The organism is Streptomyces sp. NPDC060035 (assembly GCF_042736635.1).
Classification (GTDB): domain Bacteria; phylum Actinomycetota; class Actinomycetes; order Streptomycetales; family Streptomycetaceae; genus Streptomyces.
In genome coordinates this window covers 50,284-65,800 of the sequence record NZ_JBHWVO010000035.1, presented here as the reverse complement: position 1 = coordinate 65,800, position 15,517 = coordinate 50,284, and the positions used below count along the sequence as shown (strand labels likewise).

Annotated in this window: 9 protein-coding genes and 1 pseudogene; 8 read left to right on the top strand and 2 right to left on the bottom strand. The window is 69.9% G+C overall.

Going from position 1 to position 15,517, the window contains the following annotated elements:
* Positions 1-105: pseudogene (locus ACFWBQ_RS34450) on the top strand (ectoine hydroxylase); the annotation flags it as partial.
* 349 nt (positions 106-454) lie between these two features.
* On the top strand, positions 455-1,660 hold the full coding sequence (locus ACFWBQ_RS34445; protein WP_385506453.1) for a TetR/AcrR family transcriptional regulator: 1,206 nt from the start codon (positions 455-457) through the stop codon (positions 1,658-1,660).
* A gap of 151 nt (positions 1,661-1,811) precedes the next feature.
* On the opposite strand, the gene ACFWBQ_RS34440 is transcribed toward ACFWBQ_RS34445, so the two are convergent.
* Entirely contained in the window at positions 1,812-3,020 is a 1,209-nt protein-coding gene (locus ACFWBQ_RS34440) for an oxygenase MpaB family protein (protein WP_385506451.1), read from the bottom strand.
* A gap of 494 nt (positions 3,021-3,514) precedes the next feature.
* Here ACFWBQ_RS34440 and ACFWBQ_RS34435 point away from each other — a divergent pair, with 494 nt between their 5' ends.
* The 6 genes from ACFWBQ_RS34435 to ACFWBQ_RS34410 all read left to right on the top strand — a co-directional run bounded on the left by ACFWBQ_RS34435 (position 3,515) and on the right by ACFWBQ_RS34410 (position 14,153).
* Positions 3,515-5,476: an acyl-CoA dehydrogenase family protein gene (locus ACFWBQ_RS34435; protein ID WP_385506449.1), complete on the top strand. Its 1,962-nt coding sequence runs from the start codon at positions 3,515-3,517 to the stop codon at positions 5,474-5,476.
* 688 nt (positions 5,477-6,164) lie between these two features.
* Positions 6,165-7,586: an arylsulfatase gene (locus ACFWBQ_RS34430; RefSeq protein WP_385506447.1), complete on the top strand. Its 1,422-nt coding sequence runs from the start codon at positions 6,165-6,167 to the stop codon at positions 7,584-7,586.
* A 3-nt stretch (positions 7,587-7,589) separates the two neighbouring features.
* Positions 7,590-8,600 (top strand): formylglycine-generating enzyme family protein, encoded by a 1,011-nt coding sequence (locus ACFWBQ_RS34425; protein WP_385506445.1) that lies wholly within the window; start codon positions 7,590-7,592, stop codon positions 8,598-8,600.
* A 64-nt stretch (positions 8,601-8,664) separates the two neighbouring features.
* Positions 8,665-10,395, top strand: coding sequence for a sulfatase (locus ACFWBQ_RS34420; RefSeq protein ID WP_385506443.1), 1,731 nt, complete (start codon positions 8,665-8,667; stop codon positions 10,393-10,395).
* 147 nt (positions 10,396-10,542) lie between these two features.
* Positions 10,543-12,750 carry a sulfatase-like hydrolase/transferase gene (locus ACFWBQ_RS34415; RefSeq protein WP_385506440.1) on the top strand — a complete coding sequence of 736 codons (2,208 nt, stop codon included), beginning with the start codon at positions 10,543-10,545 and terminating at the stop codon, positions 12,748-12,750.
* A gap of 131 nt (positions 12,751-12,881) precedes the next feature.
* Complete coding sequence (locus tag ACFWBQ_RS34410) at positions 12,882-14,153, top strand: hypothetical protein (protein WP_385506438.1); 1,272 nt, start codon at positions 12,882-12,884, stop codon at positions 14,151-14,153.
* A 479-nt stretch (positions 14,154-14,632) separates the two neighbouring features.
* On the opposite strand, the gene ACFWBQ_RS34405 is transcribed toward ACFWBQ_RS34410, so the two are convergent.
* Positions 14,633-15,514 carry a geranyl diphosphate 2-C-methyltransferase gene (locus ACFWBQ_RS34405; protein WP_385506436.1) on the bottom strand — a complete coding sequence of 294 codons (882 nt, stop codon included), beginning with the start codon at positions 15,512-15,514 and terminating at the stop codon, positions 14,633-14,635.
* Between the last annotated feature and the right edge of the window lie 3 nt (positions 15,515-15,517).

Here is a 15,517-nt window from a genome sequence, read left to right as displayed (position 1 = left end):
TTCATCGTGTTCAACAGTGTGGAGAACACCGCCGAGGAGCCCTTCGCGGCTCCCGTCCGCCGACCCGACTTCATCGGGGCACGCGACTTCACGCCTATCGGGTGAGACCAAAGACGCGGACGTCCAGGCCGTGGCAGAGCCGGTGCAGCCGCAGCAGTTCGCTGTTCACGATCCACCACTGCGGACATGCCCAGCCGCTCGCGGGTGAAGCACGCAGCCACCCTTGAGCGGCTCCAGGCACTCGGCGCGCAGACGTCCGGCCGTGTCGGTGGGCGGCGGCGCAGGGCGGGTGAGCCTCTTCCGCCGGGTTGCAGCGGCTCCGGGCGGCCGGGGCGAGGGTGGCCGTGACGGTGTAGGCCGGGCAGCGGCGGACCGGTCACCTGGGACGTGATGCGGGATTCGCGTTCCGTGCGGTGCGCGCCGAGGGAGCCCGAGACCCTCGGGTGACGTGTGGTTGACTCATCCGCATGGCCCCGTCTCTGCATCCGCCCGTTCGGCCGTGACCGGTCCGACCTCGGCCACTCGGCCCCGCAACCGCAAGCAGCTCATCGTCGAGGCGGCCGGCCGAGTCTTCAGCGAGCGCGGCTACCACACGGCTTCCATGGAGCAGATCGCCGCCGGCGTGGGTATCACCGCGGCGGCCCTGTACCGGCACTTCCCGAACAAGTACGCGCTGTTCGCCGAGTGCGCCGATCTCATGGCGGACCGACTTGTCGCCGCGCTCGACGAGGTGCCGTCCGGGGCGACATCGGCGGAGGTGCTCACCGCCGTCACCCGGGTCACCGTCGCGCATCGCGCATCGGGCGGCGTGTACCGATGGGAGGCCCGGTACCTCAACCGCGAGGACCGCCGGCATCTCAAGGCGAAGTTCGGGCACGTCGTCGGGCGGGTCGACGAAGCGGTGCAGCGCGAGTACTCATTGCCTGACGAGCGCCTGCGGGCCGTGGCTGCCCTCGGTGCGATCGGGTCCATCACGATGCATCACACCTCGATCGCTCAACGCCGGGCCGAGGAACTGCTGTTGGCGGCAGCGCTGCGGGTGGCCGCGACCGATCCCGCGGCGGCCCGAAGCAGCGCACGCTCCGTCGAACTGCCCGCCCGGCCGGTGCCGCGCACGCGACGCGCCGAGATCCTCGCGGCAGCCGTCCCGCTGTTCGCACGGGACGGGTTCGCCAGCGTCACGAACGGGCAGATCGCGGAGGCGGTGGGACTGGCCCCGTCCGCGCTCTACCGTCACTACCCCGGCAAGGTCGACATCCTGGTGGCGGCGTGCCTTCAGGCGGCGGGACTTCTGGCCCAGGGTGTGGACCGGAGTCTTCACGAGGTGGCCGGCCCGCACGACGCCATCGTCGCGCTGGCGGCGACGTACGTGGCCTACAGCTTCGAGTACACCGAGCTCAACAGCGTCGCCGAAGCCGAGCTCGTCGGTGTGCCGGCCGACCTGCGGCGGCCCTTGGTCCTCGCGCAGCGTGAACACATCGCCGTCTGGGAGCAGCAGCTGCGGCTGGCCCGACCGGAGCTGGACCCGCGCCAGGCCCGGGTGCTGGTGCACGCGGGGTTCGGCGTGGCGGTCGAGGCCGGACGCGGACTGCGGTGGCAGGACAGCCATGACCACCGAGACGCCGTGGCCGCTCTGGTCGTGGGTGCCCTGGGCCTCTGATCGGACACGCCCTGGGCCTCTGAACGGACATCGGAAACCAGGCACGCGCCGGGGCGCCGCGCCGTGAAGCGCCTCGCGTGGAAGTCACCCGGGTGCCCGCCCCTCGGCGTGACTGCCGAGGGGCGGGCACCTGTGGGATCGGATCGGCGACTCAGCCGGCCGACCTGTTCCCGGTCGGGATCGTGATCGGTGTGGTGGTCGTGGAGGTGCCCTTGTTGAGGAACAGCATGGCCAAGGCGCGCAAGAACTGGTCGAACATGTAGAAGGCGCCGGGCATGATGGGCGACAGTCCCTCGCGGAACAGGATGAAGGCCGGCCATGCGGTGCGGATCAGGGCCGCTGCCGCGTAGTCGCGCGGCAGTCCCAGCCAGTCGCCGACCTCGTTGCTGAGGACGTAGCGCACGAACTCGTTCAGGAATCCGCGAGTGACACCGAGATCGATCTCCGCCGTCAGACCGAGCAACACCTCGGCCAGGTCGAGGCCCTCGGGCGTCGGGGAGAGGATCGGGGTGAGCACCTGCGCCGACTGAGCTTCCGCGGCCGCCCAGGTCTGCGGGATGTACTCGTCCGGTACACCCAGCAGGTGAAGAGAGACCTGCCACGAGTGCAGGAAGGCGTCCTGGTCCGCGGCCGACATCGGGACCTTCCAGTCGAGCATCCTCCTGCGCACGAAGGTTCCCAGGCTGTGGAAGGTGACCAGGATGTCGGCGGCGCTGATCGGGACGGCCTCGTCGGTGACCTCCCGCCAGTGCGGCGACTGCGGCAGCAGGTGACGTACCGCGGCGTGCACCAGTCGCGTCTTGTTGGCGGTGACGACGAACTGCCCTGTCGGCTTGAAGGCGTCCAGTTGGGACAAGTCGTAGCCGAACGTGAACGTCTTGGCCGCGCGGTCCTTCATATCGGCGCCGCCTACGGACCAGTAGACGCTTCTGGCCTCCCGCGGGATCACGGTGCTCATGATTCCGCTGCCGAGGCCGTACAGCATGAACAGGTAGGTGTCCTTGCGCCGGTTGAAATCGGCGGCGCGGGCCAGCTTGGCCGGGTCGGCCCAGGGGGGCAGCTTGTTGACCGTCAGCAGATGTGCGGTGAGGTCGGCCGGCAGGCCGCTGGGCAGCGCGTCACCGTTGTTCACCCACCCCGCCATCGCGGTGTTGACCGACGGAACCTGGCCGTTTTCGAGCAGCGAAACCATCAGAGGATCCGTCGCGCTGTCCCAGACGTACTCCGGATCGATACCCGTACCGGTTCGGGCCACCGAGTCCGCCGACGCCCACGCCCACGCCTTGGCGGGGTCCGTCGCGCCCACGAGGCCGAGTGCGACGCCGAGGGACAGGACTCTTCGCCTATCGGGATTGTGCATTGACTTACCCACTTCCCTGCTGGACAAGACAGCGCTATTCACCGTTACTGACCTGCGAGTTGTGTTACCACCACGATTCTGATCTTGCTGAGTGATGTGATTCCTCATTAACATAGCGAGGCGCGCCACCGTCGGCAATGGTCATGACCGACGCTGCGCACGCGGCCATCCGTCCGCGACCTCTTCATCCGCCTGTCCCGCCGAGACCACTCTGGCCGAGCTGGTCCATATCGTGCGGCCGGTGGGCGATCGGGCCCTCCTTTCCAGGGCGGGAAGGAGGCCTCTGGCGCGGGGGACGCCGGTGGACCCGGGCAGCGGCTGGGCGAAGTGCGTGCGGCAAGAGGTCGGTCATGGATGCCCGGGGCCGGTTCTGGAGGGCTCGCCGGACGTGGCGTCGAATGCACGTGCTCGGTGACCTCGCCGCGCTTCCCCCGTATGGCTCCGAGAGCCCCCGCCGACCGCTTGATCGTCGCTGGGCGGGGTAGCGAAGTGGCATGGCCACTGACAACACATCCACTGCTGCGAGCGGGTACGTGCAGCCCGAGGTCGACGTCCGGGCGCTTACCGAGGTGCTCGACGGCGAGTACGCCGAGATCCGCGACCTCGTCCGAATCAACCTGGTGCGGTATGCCTCCGTTCTCGAGGAGGCCGACGAGCTGGGCATGGACGCGTTTCGCGAGCGGGTGCGTGAGCTCGTGGTCGAGATGGCTGCGACGGGCCAGACCGGCATGGGCTTCCCGAGCAGGTACGGCGGGGGTGGCGACATCGGCGCCTCGATCGCCGCGTTCGAGACGCTTGCCTTCGGCGACCTGTCGGTGCTGGTGAAGGTCGGCGTGCAGTTCGGACTCTTCGGCGGCGCGATCCTGCATCTGGGCACCGAACGCCACCACGACGCCTATCTGCCGGACCTGATCACCGGGCAGCTGATGGGGTGCTTCGCGATGACCGAGACCGGGCACGGCTCCAATGTCCAGGCGCTCGGCACCCGCGCGAGGTACGACGCCGCCCGCCAGGAGTTCGTCATCACCACGCACGGCGACCAGGCGCGCAAGGACTACATCGGCAACGCTGCCCGTCACGCCGAGCTGGCGGTCGTCTTCGCCCAGCTGGAGGTGGGCGGGACGTCCGAGGGCGTGCACGCGTTCGTCGTGCCGATCCGGGCCGGCGGCGAGGTGGCGCCCGGCGTCCGGATCGAGGACGACGGCCGCAAGATGGGCCTCAACGGGGTGGACAACGGCCGCATCTGGTTCGACGGCGTGCGGGTGCCGCGCGAGGCGCTGCTCAACCGGTTCGCCGACGTCACCGCCGAAGGCGTCTACGAGAGCTCGATCGCGAACCCCGACCGACGCTTCTTCACCATGCTCGGCACGCTGGTGCAGGGCCGGGTCAGCGTCGGCGGCGCCGGGGTCAACGCCGCCAAGGTCGCCCTCGTGATCGCCACGAAGTACGCCGTGCGACGCCGGCAGTTCGAAGCGACCTCGGATGCAGAGGAGCAACTGCTCCTTGACTACGGTCTGCATCAGCGGCGTCTGCTGCCGCTCATCGCGCGGACGTATGCGTTGCACTTCGCGCAGGACGTCGTGCGCACGCACCTGCACGAGGTCTTCTCCGGCATCAAGGACGACGCGCACGCGCGGCGCCAGCTGGAGTCACGGGCCGCCGGCACCAAGGCGCTCGGTACCTGGCACGCCACCCGGGTCGTCCAGGAGTGCCGCGAGGCATGCGGTGGCGCCGGCTATCTCACCGTCAACCGGTTCGCCGCCCTCAAGGCCGACAGTGACATCTTCACCACCTTCGAGGGCGACAACCACGTCCTGCTGCAGCTCGTGGCCAAGGGCCTGCTCACCCATTACGCGAGCGAGTTCGAGGACCTGGACCAGCTCGGCATGGTCCGCTACGTCACCAACCTCGCCGTCGAGACGGTCATAGAGAAGACTTCGGTCCACAAGCTGCTCGAGCGGGTACGTGACCTGCTGCCCGGCGGCGACGAGTGGGACCAGGAAGCCGGCCTGCTCGACTCGGAATACCAGCTGGCCATGCTCCGCTACCGCGAGGAGCACATGCTCGCCGGCGTGGCCCGCCGGCTCAAGCGCGGGATCGACCAGAAGCGCAATCCCGGCGTCGTCTTCTCGCAGGTGCAGGACCACGTCATCGCGGTCGCCCACGCCCACGTCGAGCGGCTGGTGCTGGAGGCGTTCGTCGACAGGGTGCGTGCGCTGCCCGACAGCGGCAACAAGGTCGCGCTGGGCTTGCTGTGCGATCTGTTCGCCCTGTCGACGATCGAGGCGGACCGGGCCTGGTTCATGGAGCACGGTCGGCTGACCGTCCAGCGTTCCAAGGCGATCAGCCGTGAGGTGAACGACCTCTGCCGCAAGGTCCGGCCGCTCGCAGTCGGCCTCGTCGACGCCTGGGGCGTCCCGCCCGAAATGCTGCGCGCGCCGGATCTGGTGGGCTGATCCGGGGACAGAGCTCCGCTCAGCCACGGCTGGGGGCGCCGGACTGCTCGCCCACGGTCGGGGAGGGGGCGGCTCCCGGGAACGTGCGCTCGCCGGACCGGCCGGCCGGCCTTCAACGCCCTCGCTCCACAGCCCGGATCCCGATCGTGCCGAAGTCCAGCAGTTGTCCGAGCAGGGCATGAGTCCGCCGACGCCGAGCTGCATCAGTTGGCCATCTGTCGGTCATGCTCACCCTCTCGTGCGCTGGGGGCGTCGTGTACTCGTCGGCGCAAGACGGGTCGGGCCGCATGCTGAGCCGCCCGCATCAGTGCCGGCCGAACAGCGATTGCTTCAGTGGTGTGTCATTCACGTTTCACATACCACCGATCCATGGAACATCGTTCACTCACATGATCGAATATTGAACATGTTCTTCGCCCGGTCCGGTCACCTTGCGCCATTCGCCCCCTTCTGGCCCACGCGCCGAGCCGACCACTTCGACGAGATCTGTCGCTGAGTCGGCTTCGGCGGTGACGTGCCTCGGCATGACCCGCGAACACATTCCTCTCCCCAGAACCGCTGCCGCGCGCGATCAGCCGGAGCGGGCTGCCATGAACGCAACAGGGTTGTCCGGTCATGCCGTTCACACGGCTCCTTTGTCGCGCCCATGGCAGGGGTTCCGTGGTCGGCCGCTGGAAGGCGAACATCCATGAGCACAGCGAACCAGACCGGTGTCTCCCGACGGGCCCTGCTCGGCGGCATGGCCGGGACGGTACTGAGCGGGCTGGCCGCGGCCACGGGAGCGTCGTGGCCGACCGCTGCCGCCGCCGAGGCTCCCGCTGGAGCGCCCACCGGACAGAACCGCAGAGCGCCGAACATCCTGCTGATCCTGCTCGACGACCTCGGACGGGGCGAGCTGGGATCCTACGGTCAGCAGGTGATCCGCACGCCGGTCCTGGACGGCCTTGCCGCCCAGGGAGCGCGCTTCACTCAGGCGTACGCGACGCCGTCCTGCGCACCGACGCGCGCTTCGTTGCTGACCGGTCTGCACACCGGTCACGCGCCGGTCAGGTCCAACGGCGACGCCGACAAAGGGCTGCGGGCCGAGGACGTCACGGTGGCCGAGGTGCTCCGGGGCGCCGGTTACGCCACCGGGCACGTCGGCAAGTGGGGTCTGGGGCCCGACAACGGTGACAACCCGAGCCACCCCAACCGCCAGGGCTTCGACCACTTCTTCGGCTATATCAACCAGACCCACGCGCACGACTACTGGCCGACGTACCTGTGGCGCAACGGCGAGCAGGTGCGGTACCCGGAGAACGAGAACGCCGACGTCACCTACGCCACGGACCTGTTCACCCAGGAGGCGCTGGACTTCATCGACCGGAGCCAGGACGAACCGTTCTTCCTCTACCTGGCCTACACCACCCCGCACGCCCCGAACGAGATCCCGAGCGACGCGCCGTACAGCGACGAGGACTGGCCCCAGGGTGAACGCAACCACGCCGCCCAGATCACCCGCGTCGACGCAGAGATCGGCCGTGTCCTGTCCCGGCTCGACGAACTCGGCCTGCGGGACGACACCTTGGTGCTGGTGGCCAGCGACAACGGACCGCACAAGGCGGGGAAGAACTTCGAGCACGTGGGCAGCACCCTGCCGCACGACCCGGAGTTCTTCGACAGCAACGGTCCTTTGCGGGACATCAAGTTCACCGTGTACGAGGGCGGAATCCGGGTGCCGCTGATCGTCCGGCTGCCCGAAGGCCTGCGGGCCGCCGACGGTGTCGCCCCCGGCTCCACCGTGCACGACCCGGTGGCGGTCTGGGACTTCCTCCCGACGTTCGCCGAGGTCGCCGGCGCGCGTACACCGCCCGGACTGGACGGTGTGTCCTTCGTCCCCGCGCTGACCGGTGGCGAGCAGCCCGCCCACGAGTACCTCTACTGGGAGCAGGAGGGCAAGGACCAGGCGGTGCGTTTCGGCAACTGGAAGGGCGTGCGCCTGGAGAACCGCCCCGTCGAGCTGTACCACCTGAACCAGGACATCGGCGAGCGCGACGACCTCGCCGCGCAGCACCCGGCGCTCGTCCGCAAGGTCGAGCGGCTGCTCGCCGACGCCGTGCGGGAGAGCTGACGCGTGAGCTGCTGCACCCCTTCAGCCGGGAGCCGCGACTCCTGCTGCGGCTCCCCGGCAGGCGACGGCACGCTGATCGGCGCCATCACGCTGGGTCCCCCCGGGCCGTTCCGCCCCGCCGCGGCCGACCGCAGCACCCGCGGGCAGGAGCGTCTTCCCGGCGGTACGTTCGCGATGGGCGACGCCCTCGGCGAGGGCTACCCCGCCGACGGAGAGGGTCCGGTCCACGACGTGCGGCTCAACCCGTTCCTGATCGACGCGACCACGGTCACCAACGCGGCGTTCGCCGCCTTCGTCAAGGACACCGCGTACGTCACCGACGCCGAACGCCTCGGTGTCTCCGCGGTGTTCCACCTGACGGCGCAGGCCGAACAGGCCGATGTCCTCGGGCGGGCGACGGGCACGCCATGGTGGCTGATCGTACGGGGGGCCTTCTGGCGCCACCCGAACGGTCCACTGTCGTCCGTGGGAGATCTGCCGAACCACCCGGTGGTCCAGGTGAGTTGGAACGACGCGCAGGCGTACTGCGAGTGGGCGGGCAAGAGGCTGCCCACGGAGGCCGAGTGGGAGTATGCCTCGCGCGGCGGGCTGGCGGGCAGCCGGTTCCCGTGGGGTGATGAACTCACCCCACGCGGACGGTGGATGTGCAACATCTGGCAGGGAACCTTCCCCACGCACAACACCGCCGAGGACGGCCATGTCGCGACCGCGCCGGTGAAGTCCTTCCGGCCCAACGGCTTCGGGCTGTGGAACATGGTCGGCAACGTGTGGGAGTGGTGCGCCGACACCTTCACGGCCGACGCCTACGCGGCGCGCGCCGACCAGGCCCCCGTACACGACCCTCGGGGTACCTGGCACGACACGAGCCCGTCCGCTCCACGCGTCATGCGGGGCGGGTCCTACCTGTGCCACGACTCGTACTGCTACCGCTACCGGGTCGCCGCACGGTCCAGCAACACCGCCGACTCGGCCGCGGCGAACATCGGCTTTCGCTGCGCCAACGACGTCGGCTGACACCCGCACCCCGCCCTCGGCGGGGCGCCGCCGGCCCCACCTGGACCAAGCAGAAGGAAACTTCGTGAGAAACAGACGTCTCAAGCGACTGGGACTGCTCGCGCTCCCGACGGTACTCGCCCTCACTACCGTGGGCCCTCCGTCCGCGGCCCAGGACAGGGCGGCCGGACCCGCCCGCTCCGACGGCGCGCGTCCGAACATCGTCTTCGTGCTGGGCGACGACTTCGGTTGGACGGACCTCAGCAGTCCGCTGACCAACCAGGGCAACCCGAACGACTTCTACGAGACGCCGACCCTGGAGCGGATCGCCCGAGAGGGGATGGCGTTCGACAACGCGTACGCGTCCCCGAACTGCGCGCCGACGCGGGCCGCCCTGCTCACCGGGCTGTACGCCCCGCGGCCCACCAACAACATCTACCTCGTCGACAACCTCAACCGCGGCGGCGACGACACCCTCCTGGTCGGCCCCCCTCAGGGGCTGCCCGACGAGGACGTCGCGCTGCCCGCGGAGGCGGTCACGGTCGGCGAGCGGCTGCAGGGCGCCGGCTACACCACGGGGTACCTCGGCAAGTTCCACGTGGCGGCGACGCCGTCCGACATCACCGCGGTGCACGGCTTCGACGAGAACATCGGAGGTACGCACGCCGGTGCTCCCGGTGCCTACCACGCGCAGGACGGCACATTCGTGTCGCAGATCGGTCCGGAGCTGGACGCCTTCGCCGCCGACTACACCCAGCAGTACGTCGACGACAACATCAAGCCCTACGCCCACACCACCGACCCTGCCGCCCTCGACGCCCTCGTCGGCACCGACAAGCACGTATCGGACGCACTGGCGGACGCCACGATCGACTTCGTGGAACGCAACAAGGACGATCCGTTCCTCGCCTTTCTGAGCACCTATGCCGTCCACACACCGGTCGGAGCCAAACAGGCACGCGCGGACCTCCTCGCCAAGTACCGGGCGAAGACGCCGGGAACGGGCCCGTCCAACCCCGCCTACGGTGCTCTGGTCGAGGGACTCGACCAGAGCGTGGCCCGCGTGATCGAGCACCTCGAGACCACCGCCGACCCTCGCCGCCCGGGCCACACCCTGGACGACAACACCATTGTCGTCTTCACCGGGGACAACGGCGGAGTCGGCCAGTTCACCGACAACGGGCCGCTTCGCGGGGAGAAGGGCGAGCTGCGCGAAGGCGGGCTGCGCGTGCCGCTCATCGCCTGGAGTGCCAACCCCGCACTGGTGGACGGCAACACCGTCAACCACACCCCGGTGTACAGCGCGGACCTCCACACCACCTTCGCCTCCCTGGCGGGCGCCAGGACACCCGTCCACCAGTCCCTCGACGGCGTCGACCTGAGCCGCGTGTTCGCCGACGCCACGACGGAGCTCGACCGTGACGCTCTCTACTGGCACCTGCCCGGCTACCTCATCGACGACTCCCGCGACCAGCATCCGCAGTCGGTGATCAGGTCGGGCCGCTGGAAGCTGCTGTACAACTACGAGGACCGCTCCTGGGAGCTGTACGACCTGGTCGCCGACATCGGCGAGAGCGACAACCGGGCCGCGCGGGAGCCGCAGGTCGTCCACCGTCTGGGGCACAAGCTGATCCGCTGGCTCGACAGACTCGACGCCCCCCTGGCGACCCTCCGCGACGGCCACGACCCGCTGACCTTCACCGTCTCCGGGGATGTCTACGCAAACGGCCACACGTCCCACTACCGGAACAAAACCCTGGTCGTCGAACCCGGCAAGGAAGTGCCGGTGGTGCTCACAGGCCCCGCGGCCCGGTAGACACACCCGCGCCAACCGCCGACGACATCCCGCCGCCGCACCACGCGCGGACTCCGTCCCGCACCGGATCAGGTGCGGGGCGGGGCGGCACCGGAGGGGGCCGGATCCCTCGCTCACCCGCGCCACCCCACGCAGAAGGAGTCCTACGTGCCCAGCCGCCGACAGTTCCTCACCGGATCGGCAGCCGCCCTCGGTGTGGCCGCTCTGCCTGCCGCCCCGGCAGCCGCCGTCGGCCATGCGGGCGGCAGGCGCCCGAACATCGTGGTGCTTCTGGCCGACGACCTCGGCTACGGCGACCTCGGAGCGTACGGCCAGCAACTGATCCACACACCGCGTCTGGACCGACTGGCCGCTGAGGGAACCCGGTTCACCCAGGCGTACTCCGCGGCGGCGGTCTGCGCGCCGTCGCGGGCCTCACTGCTGACCGGACTGCACGGCGGCCACGCACCGGTACGGGAGAACCCCTTCGGTGGTCCGCAGGGCTCACTCGGGGACGACGACACGACCTTCGCCGAGGTGGTGCGGGCGCGCGGTTACCGCACTGCCTGCATCGGCAAGTGGGGCTTCGGGCCGGAGGAGGCCGATCAGCCAAGCCACCCCAACCGGCGCGGCTTCGAGGAGTTCTACGGGTACATCACCCACGGGCACGCCCACGAGTACTTCCCCGACTACCTCTGGCACAACGGCGAGCGGGTCGAGCTGCCGGAGAACGCGGACGGTAACAAGGGCGCGTACGTCACCGACCTGATCGAGCAGCGCGCCGAGGCGTTCATCACCGAGCATGCGGACGAACCGTTCCTGCTGTACCTGACCCCGAACCTTCCGCACGCGCCGAGCGACATCCCGGACACCGGCGAGTACGCCGACCGGCCGTGGGGCGCGCCCGACAAGGGCCACGCGACGCAGGTGACCCGGCTGGACTCACTTGCGGGCTCGGTCGTGGACACGTTGCGGCGCCTCGGCATCGACCGGCACACCCTGGTGCTCGTGAGCAGTGACAACGGCCCTCATGAGGAGGGCGGCGTCAACCCGGACCTCTTCGACGCCAACGGGCCGTTCAAGGGCTACAAGCGCAACCTCTACGAGGGCGGCCTACGGGTTCCGCTCATCGCCTGGTGGCCCGGCACCGTCCGTCCGGCCGTCACCGACCGGGTCACCCCGCTGATCGACGTGCTCCCGACCCTCGCCGAACTAGCCGACGCCCCGGCGCCGCGCGACATCGACGGCCTGTCGGCAGCCGCCCTGCTCACCCCCGGGCCCGGCGCCGCGCCGCTGCACGACCACCTCTACTGGTACCGCAACGACCCCGGCTCGACGTCGCGGGCCAAGGCGGTCGACAAGGGCCGTATCAATGTCCTCGCCGAAGCGGTGCGCCGCGACCGGTGGAAGGCCGTCCGCTTCGCCCCCGCCCGGGACCGGGGCGTCCCTGACGAGCAGTGGCAGTTCGAGCTCTACGACCTGGCCGCCGACCCGGGCGAGACCACGGACGTACGCGCCGGCAACCCCGAGGTCTCGGCGGAACTCACCGCACTGCTCCGGGCATCCTGGGCGGACGCCTACCACCGCGAAGGGTTCGGCGTGCGGCTCACCGCTCCCGAACTCGCCTTCCCCGGCGAGGCGTTCACGACGACCGCAGTGTTCACCAACGCCTCCGCCCGCACCTGGACACGCCCCCGGCTCAGGCTCACGGTTCCCGACGGCTGGCGGGTCGAGCACGTCTCCGCCCGGCCGTCGGACGACCTCGCCCCGGGCTCGGCCCTGGAGACCACCTGGAAGATCACCCCTCCGGTCGAGGGGACCTCGGCCGGAACCTGGGCGCTGCGGGCCGAGGGCACCGCCCGTCACGGGCGGCACCAGGTCCGCTACGAGTCCCGGCGTGCCATCGCCACACCGTCACCGGCACCCACCACCGACACCTACCTCAGTGACATCCCCTGGCTCTCGGCGACCAACGGCTGGGGACCGGTCGAGCGCGACACCAGCAACGGCAAGAAGCCGGCGGGCGACGGCACCCCGATCAGTTTCGGCGGCGTCACCTACACCAAGGGCCTCGGTGTCCACGCCCACTCGGAGATCGTCTACTACCTCGGTGGCAACGCCTCCCGGCTCACCTCGGTCGTGGGAATCGACGACTTCTCCGCCCGGCAGAGCCCGGCCGGTGGAACCAGTGCCGAAGTCTGGGGGGACGGCGTGCGGCTCTACGACAGCGGCCTGCTCACCGCCGTCGGCGGTCCACGCCCCGTCGACGTGGACGTCACCGGCGTGAGGCTGCTCCGCCTGGTGGTGCGGAACGCCAACGACAGCACGTCCTTCGACCACACGTCGTGGGCCGCGGCCCACGTCCGTGTCGACTGACGCATGAGGACGGCGGACGGCCCCCGGGGTCCGTCCGTGATCCCTGCGCACCAAGCACCCACCCTCCGGCCCCATCACTGGGCGCCGGAGGCGTGGCGAGTGAAAATCGCACATTTCCTGGAGCAAGAATGATGACGAACCGACCGAACCTTCCCAGCCGCCCGTCACGCCGTGCCGTGCTCACCGCCGGAGCCGCCTTGGCCGGCTGCACGGCTTTCGGCGCCACCCCGGCCCACGCCGGGACCGTCCGCCGAACGGTCGGCGCCGGCCGCGGCTCCCTCGGGTCGGGCGCCTCGCTCTACTCCTTGGTCGAGGCCTTCAGCACGTGGCAGCACCGCACCGGAACCAGTGGCGAGGCCGCCTCGCTCCGGTGGCTCGAGCGTGAGCTGCGGGATCTGGGTGCGGCCACCGGCCGCTGGTACTACGACTACCCGCACTACGAGTGGAAGGCGCAGGTCCGGGTCGGAAACGTCAACGTCCCGACCGTTCCGCTGTACTACGAGGGCGTCGGCCGGCTGAAGGGCCGCGCAGAGTTCGTACGGCCCGTGACCACCAGCAAGGACGGCAACGATCCTGCCGTGCTGGCAGCGGTGGCCGAGGCCGCTGCGGCCGGAGCCTCGGTGGCGGTCCTGCCCACGACCAGCACGACGGCCAACTACCCGGCGTACGACGGGCTGGTGGCCTACAACAGCGACCCCGACGCCCCGAAGACCGGCATCCCCACGCTCCTCGTTCCCGGACGGGTCGCCGACAGGATTCAGCGGTACGGAGCCGACGTCGACTTCCGGGCCCGGACCGTTGCGGCGCGTACGTACTGCCTGACCGGCTGGTTCGGCACCCGGACGCCGGTCGCCGACCCGATCGTCGTCACCACCCCCCTGAGCGGATGGTTCAACTGCGCGGCCGAGCGCGGGACCGGCCTCGCGCTGGCGCTGGCCCTGGCCGTCGAGCTCTCGCGCGAGCACCCGGTCTTCTTCCTCGGCAACACCGGCCACGAGCTCAGCAACTACGGTGTGCGCGCCTACCTGGCCGACGGGTTCGACCTCCGGCCACGCGCGGTCTTCCACCTGGGCTCCGCCCTCGCGGCGGCTGCCCCCGGCCCCGACGGGCGTCTCGAACTCACGCCCCGCGGGGCGGCCAGTAACCCGGGCTTCGACGCGGTTCCCGGCCTCGCCGCCCACCTTGCCACCGCGCGCTTCGGCCAGGCCGCCAAGTTCCCCGGCGAGGGCGCGGTGTGGAACCAGCTCCTCGGCCCCTCGGTTCCGCTGCTCTCCCTGGCCGGGAACTTCCGCCAGTTCCACACCCCGGACGACCTGCCCCACGTCACGACCTCGCCCGAGGTGCTGGAGCAGGCGTACAACGCGGTGCGGGCCGCGGCGGGGGACCTGATCTCCGTCGGCTGATGCGTGAGGTACCGCTGCGCGGCTGCCGGTCACTCCACGGCCGGCAGCCGTTCCGCCCACCTTGCACGGAACCGAAGTGATCAGGTCAGCGGAATTCGAGTGGTGGCTGACAGGAAGGGATTGATCGGGCATGCGGGGCCGTGTTGCCGCATTGGCCGGCCGGCGACACGGGACCGACGGCGTTCCTGGGATCGTGAGTCGCTTCGGTGGGATTGTCGGGCGAATGTCCGGACGCACGGACTGAGCAGCGTGCGAGGCGGCCGCATGAGCTGCGAAGGCTGCCGGCAGGTTCTTCGTCTGCTCATGGCACACCCGTCGCCCTACCGGCTGACCAGCCTGAATGCCGGATGCTGGGACCGGTTTCCTGTGCGTGGTCCCAGCATGGCTATGGCTCGCATGTGCTACGCGCCGACTTCGACGCCGCGTGGTCACGGGAAGGGCCCGTTCCGTCGGGGCGGGCCCTCCCGGTCAGCAGCAGGTCAGACGCGGTCGGCTGCGATGAGGAGGTACTGGAAGGACCCGTCCTTGTAGGAGTTGATGAACGCGTCCTCGATGCCCGTCACCAGCGAAGACGTGGCCCGCAGCTCCCAGTAGGGCAGGGTGTCGGGGGTCAGGTCGACGACAGCCTGCGGCACCAGGCGGTTGTCGGCCATGGCGCGCAGGTACTCACGGCGGGAGTGGATGTTGCACTCGAAGTGCGCGTTGATCTGTGAGACCCACTTCGAGGGCTGGCCGTACCGCGGGTTCCAGCAGCCGGTGATGGTCACGTAGCGACCGCCGACCGTGAGGATGCGGGAGTGTTCGGCGAACAGGTCGTGCAGGTCGACGTACATGCTCGACTCGTTGTTCCATGAGGCCGCAGCCGACCCGGTCCCGAAAGGCGTGGCGAGCATGTTGCAGACGCGGGCGCGGACGTGGTCCTGGACGCGGAGTTCGTGGGCGCGATTGTTGGCGAAGTCGGCTTGCCTGGCCGACAGTGTGACACCTTCGACCGTGCATCCGAAGCGCTGGTGCGCCATCACCATCGAGCCGCCGCGGCCACAGCCGGCGTCCACCAGGGTGTCGCCCTGCCCGATGTCGCCGAGGTGCCCCAGGAGGAACTCGGCCTGCGCCGACTCCAGTCGGTGGAGCTCGGCGATCAGCTTTTTTTCGCTCGCGCCGTCCTCGGTGTCGCCGAGTGCTGCGTGGTCGACTTCACCGATGCCGTAGTGGTGGTGGTAGAGCCCGTCGACATCGCCGAGACGCAGGTTCACGGGCCTGGCCTCCCCGTCCCAGTAGCGGGCGATGTCCCCCTGGTAGGGCGTCGCCGGGCGGGGGATACGCAGGGAGGTGGCGGTGGCGGTGAGTTCGGTGTTGGTCACAGA

Excerpts from the sequence above, each read along its gene's own strand:
- ACFWBQ_RS34440 (WP_385506451.1), bottom strand. The coding sequence starts at position 3,020 with ATGCACAATCCCGATAGGCGAAGAGTCCTGTCCCTCGGCGTCGCACTC.
- ACFWBQ_RS34435 (WP_385506449.1), top strand. The coding sequence starts at position 3,515 with ATGGCCACTGACAACACATCCACTGCTGCGAGCGGGTACGTGCAGCCC.
- ACFWBQ_RS34430 (WP_385506447.1), top strand. The coding sequence starts at position 6,165 with ATGAGCACAGCGAACCAGACCGGTGTCTCCCGACGGGCCCTGCTCGGC.
- ACFWBQ_RS34410 (WP_385506438.1), top strand. The coding sequence starts at position 12,882 with ATGACGAACCGACCGAACCTTCCCAGCCGCCCGTCACGCCGTGCCGTG.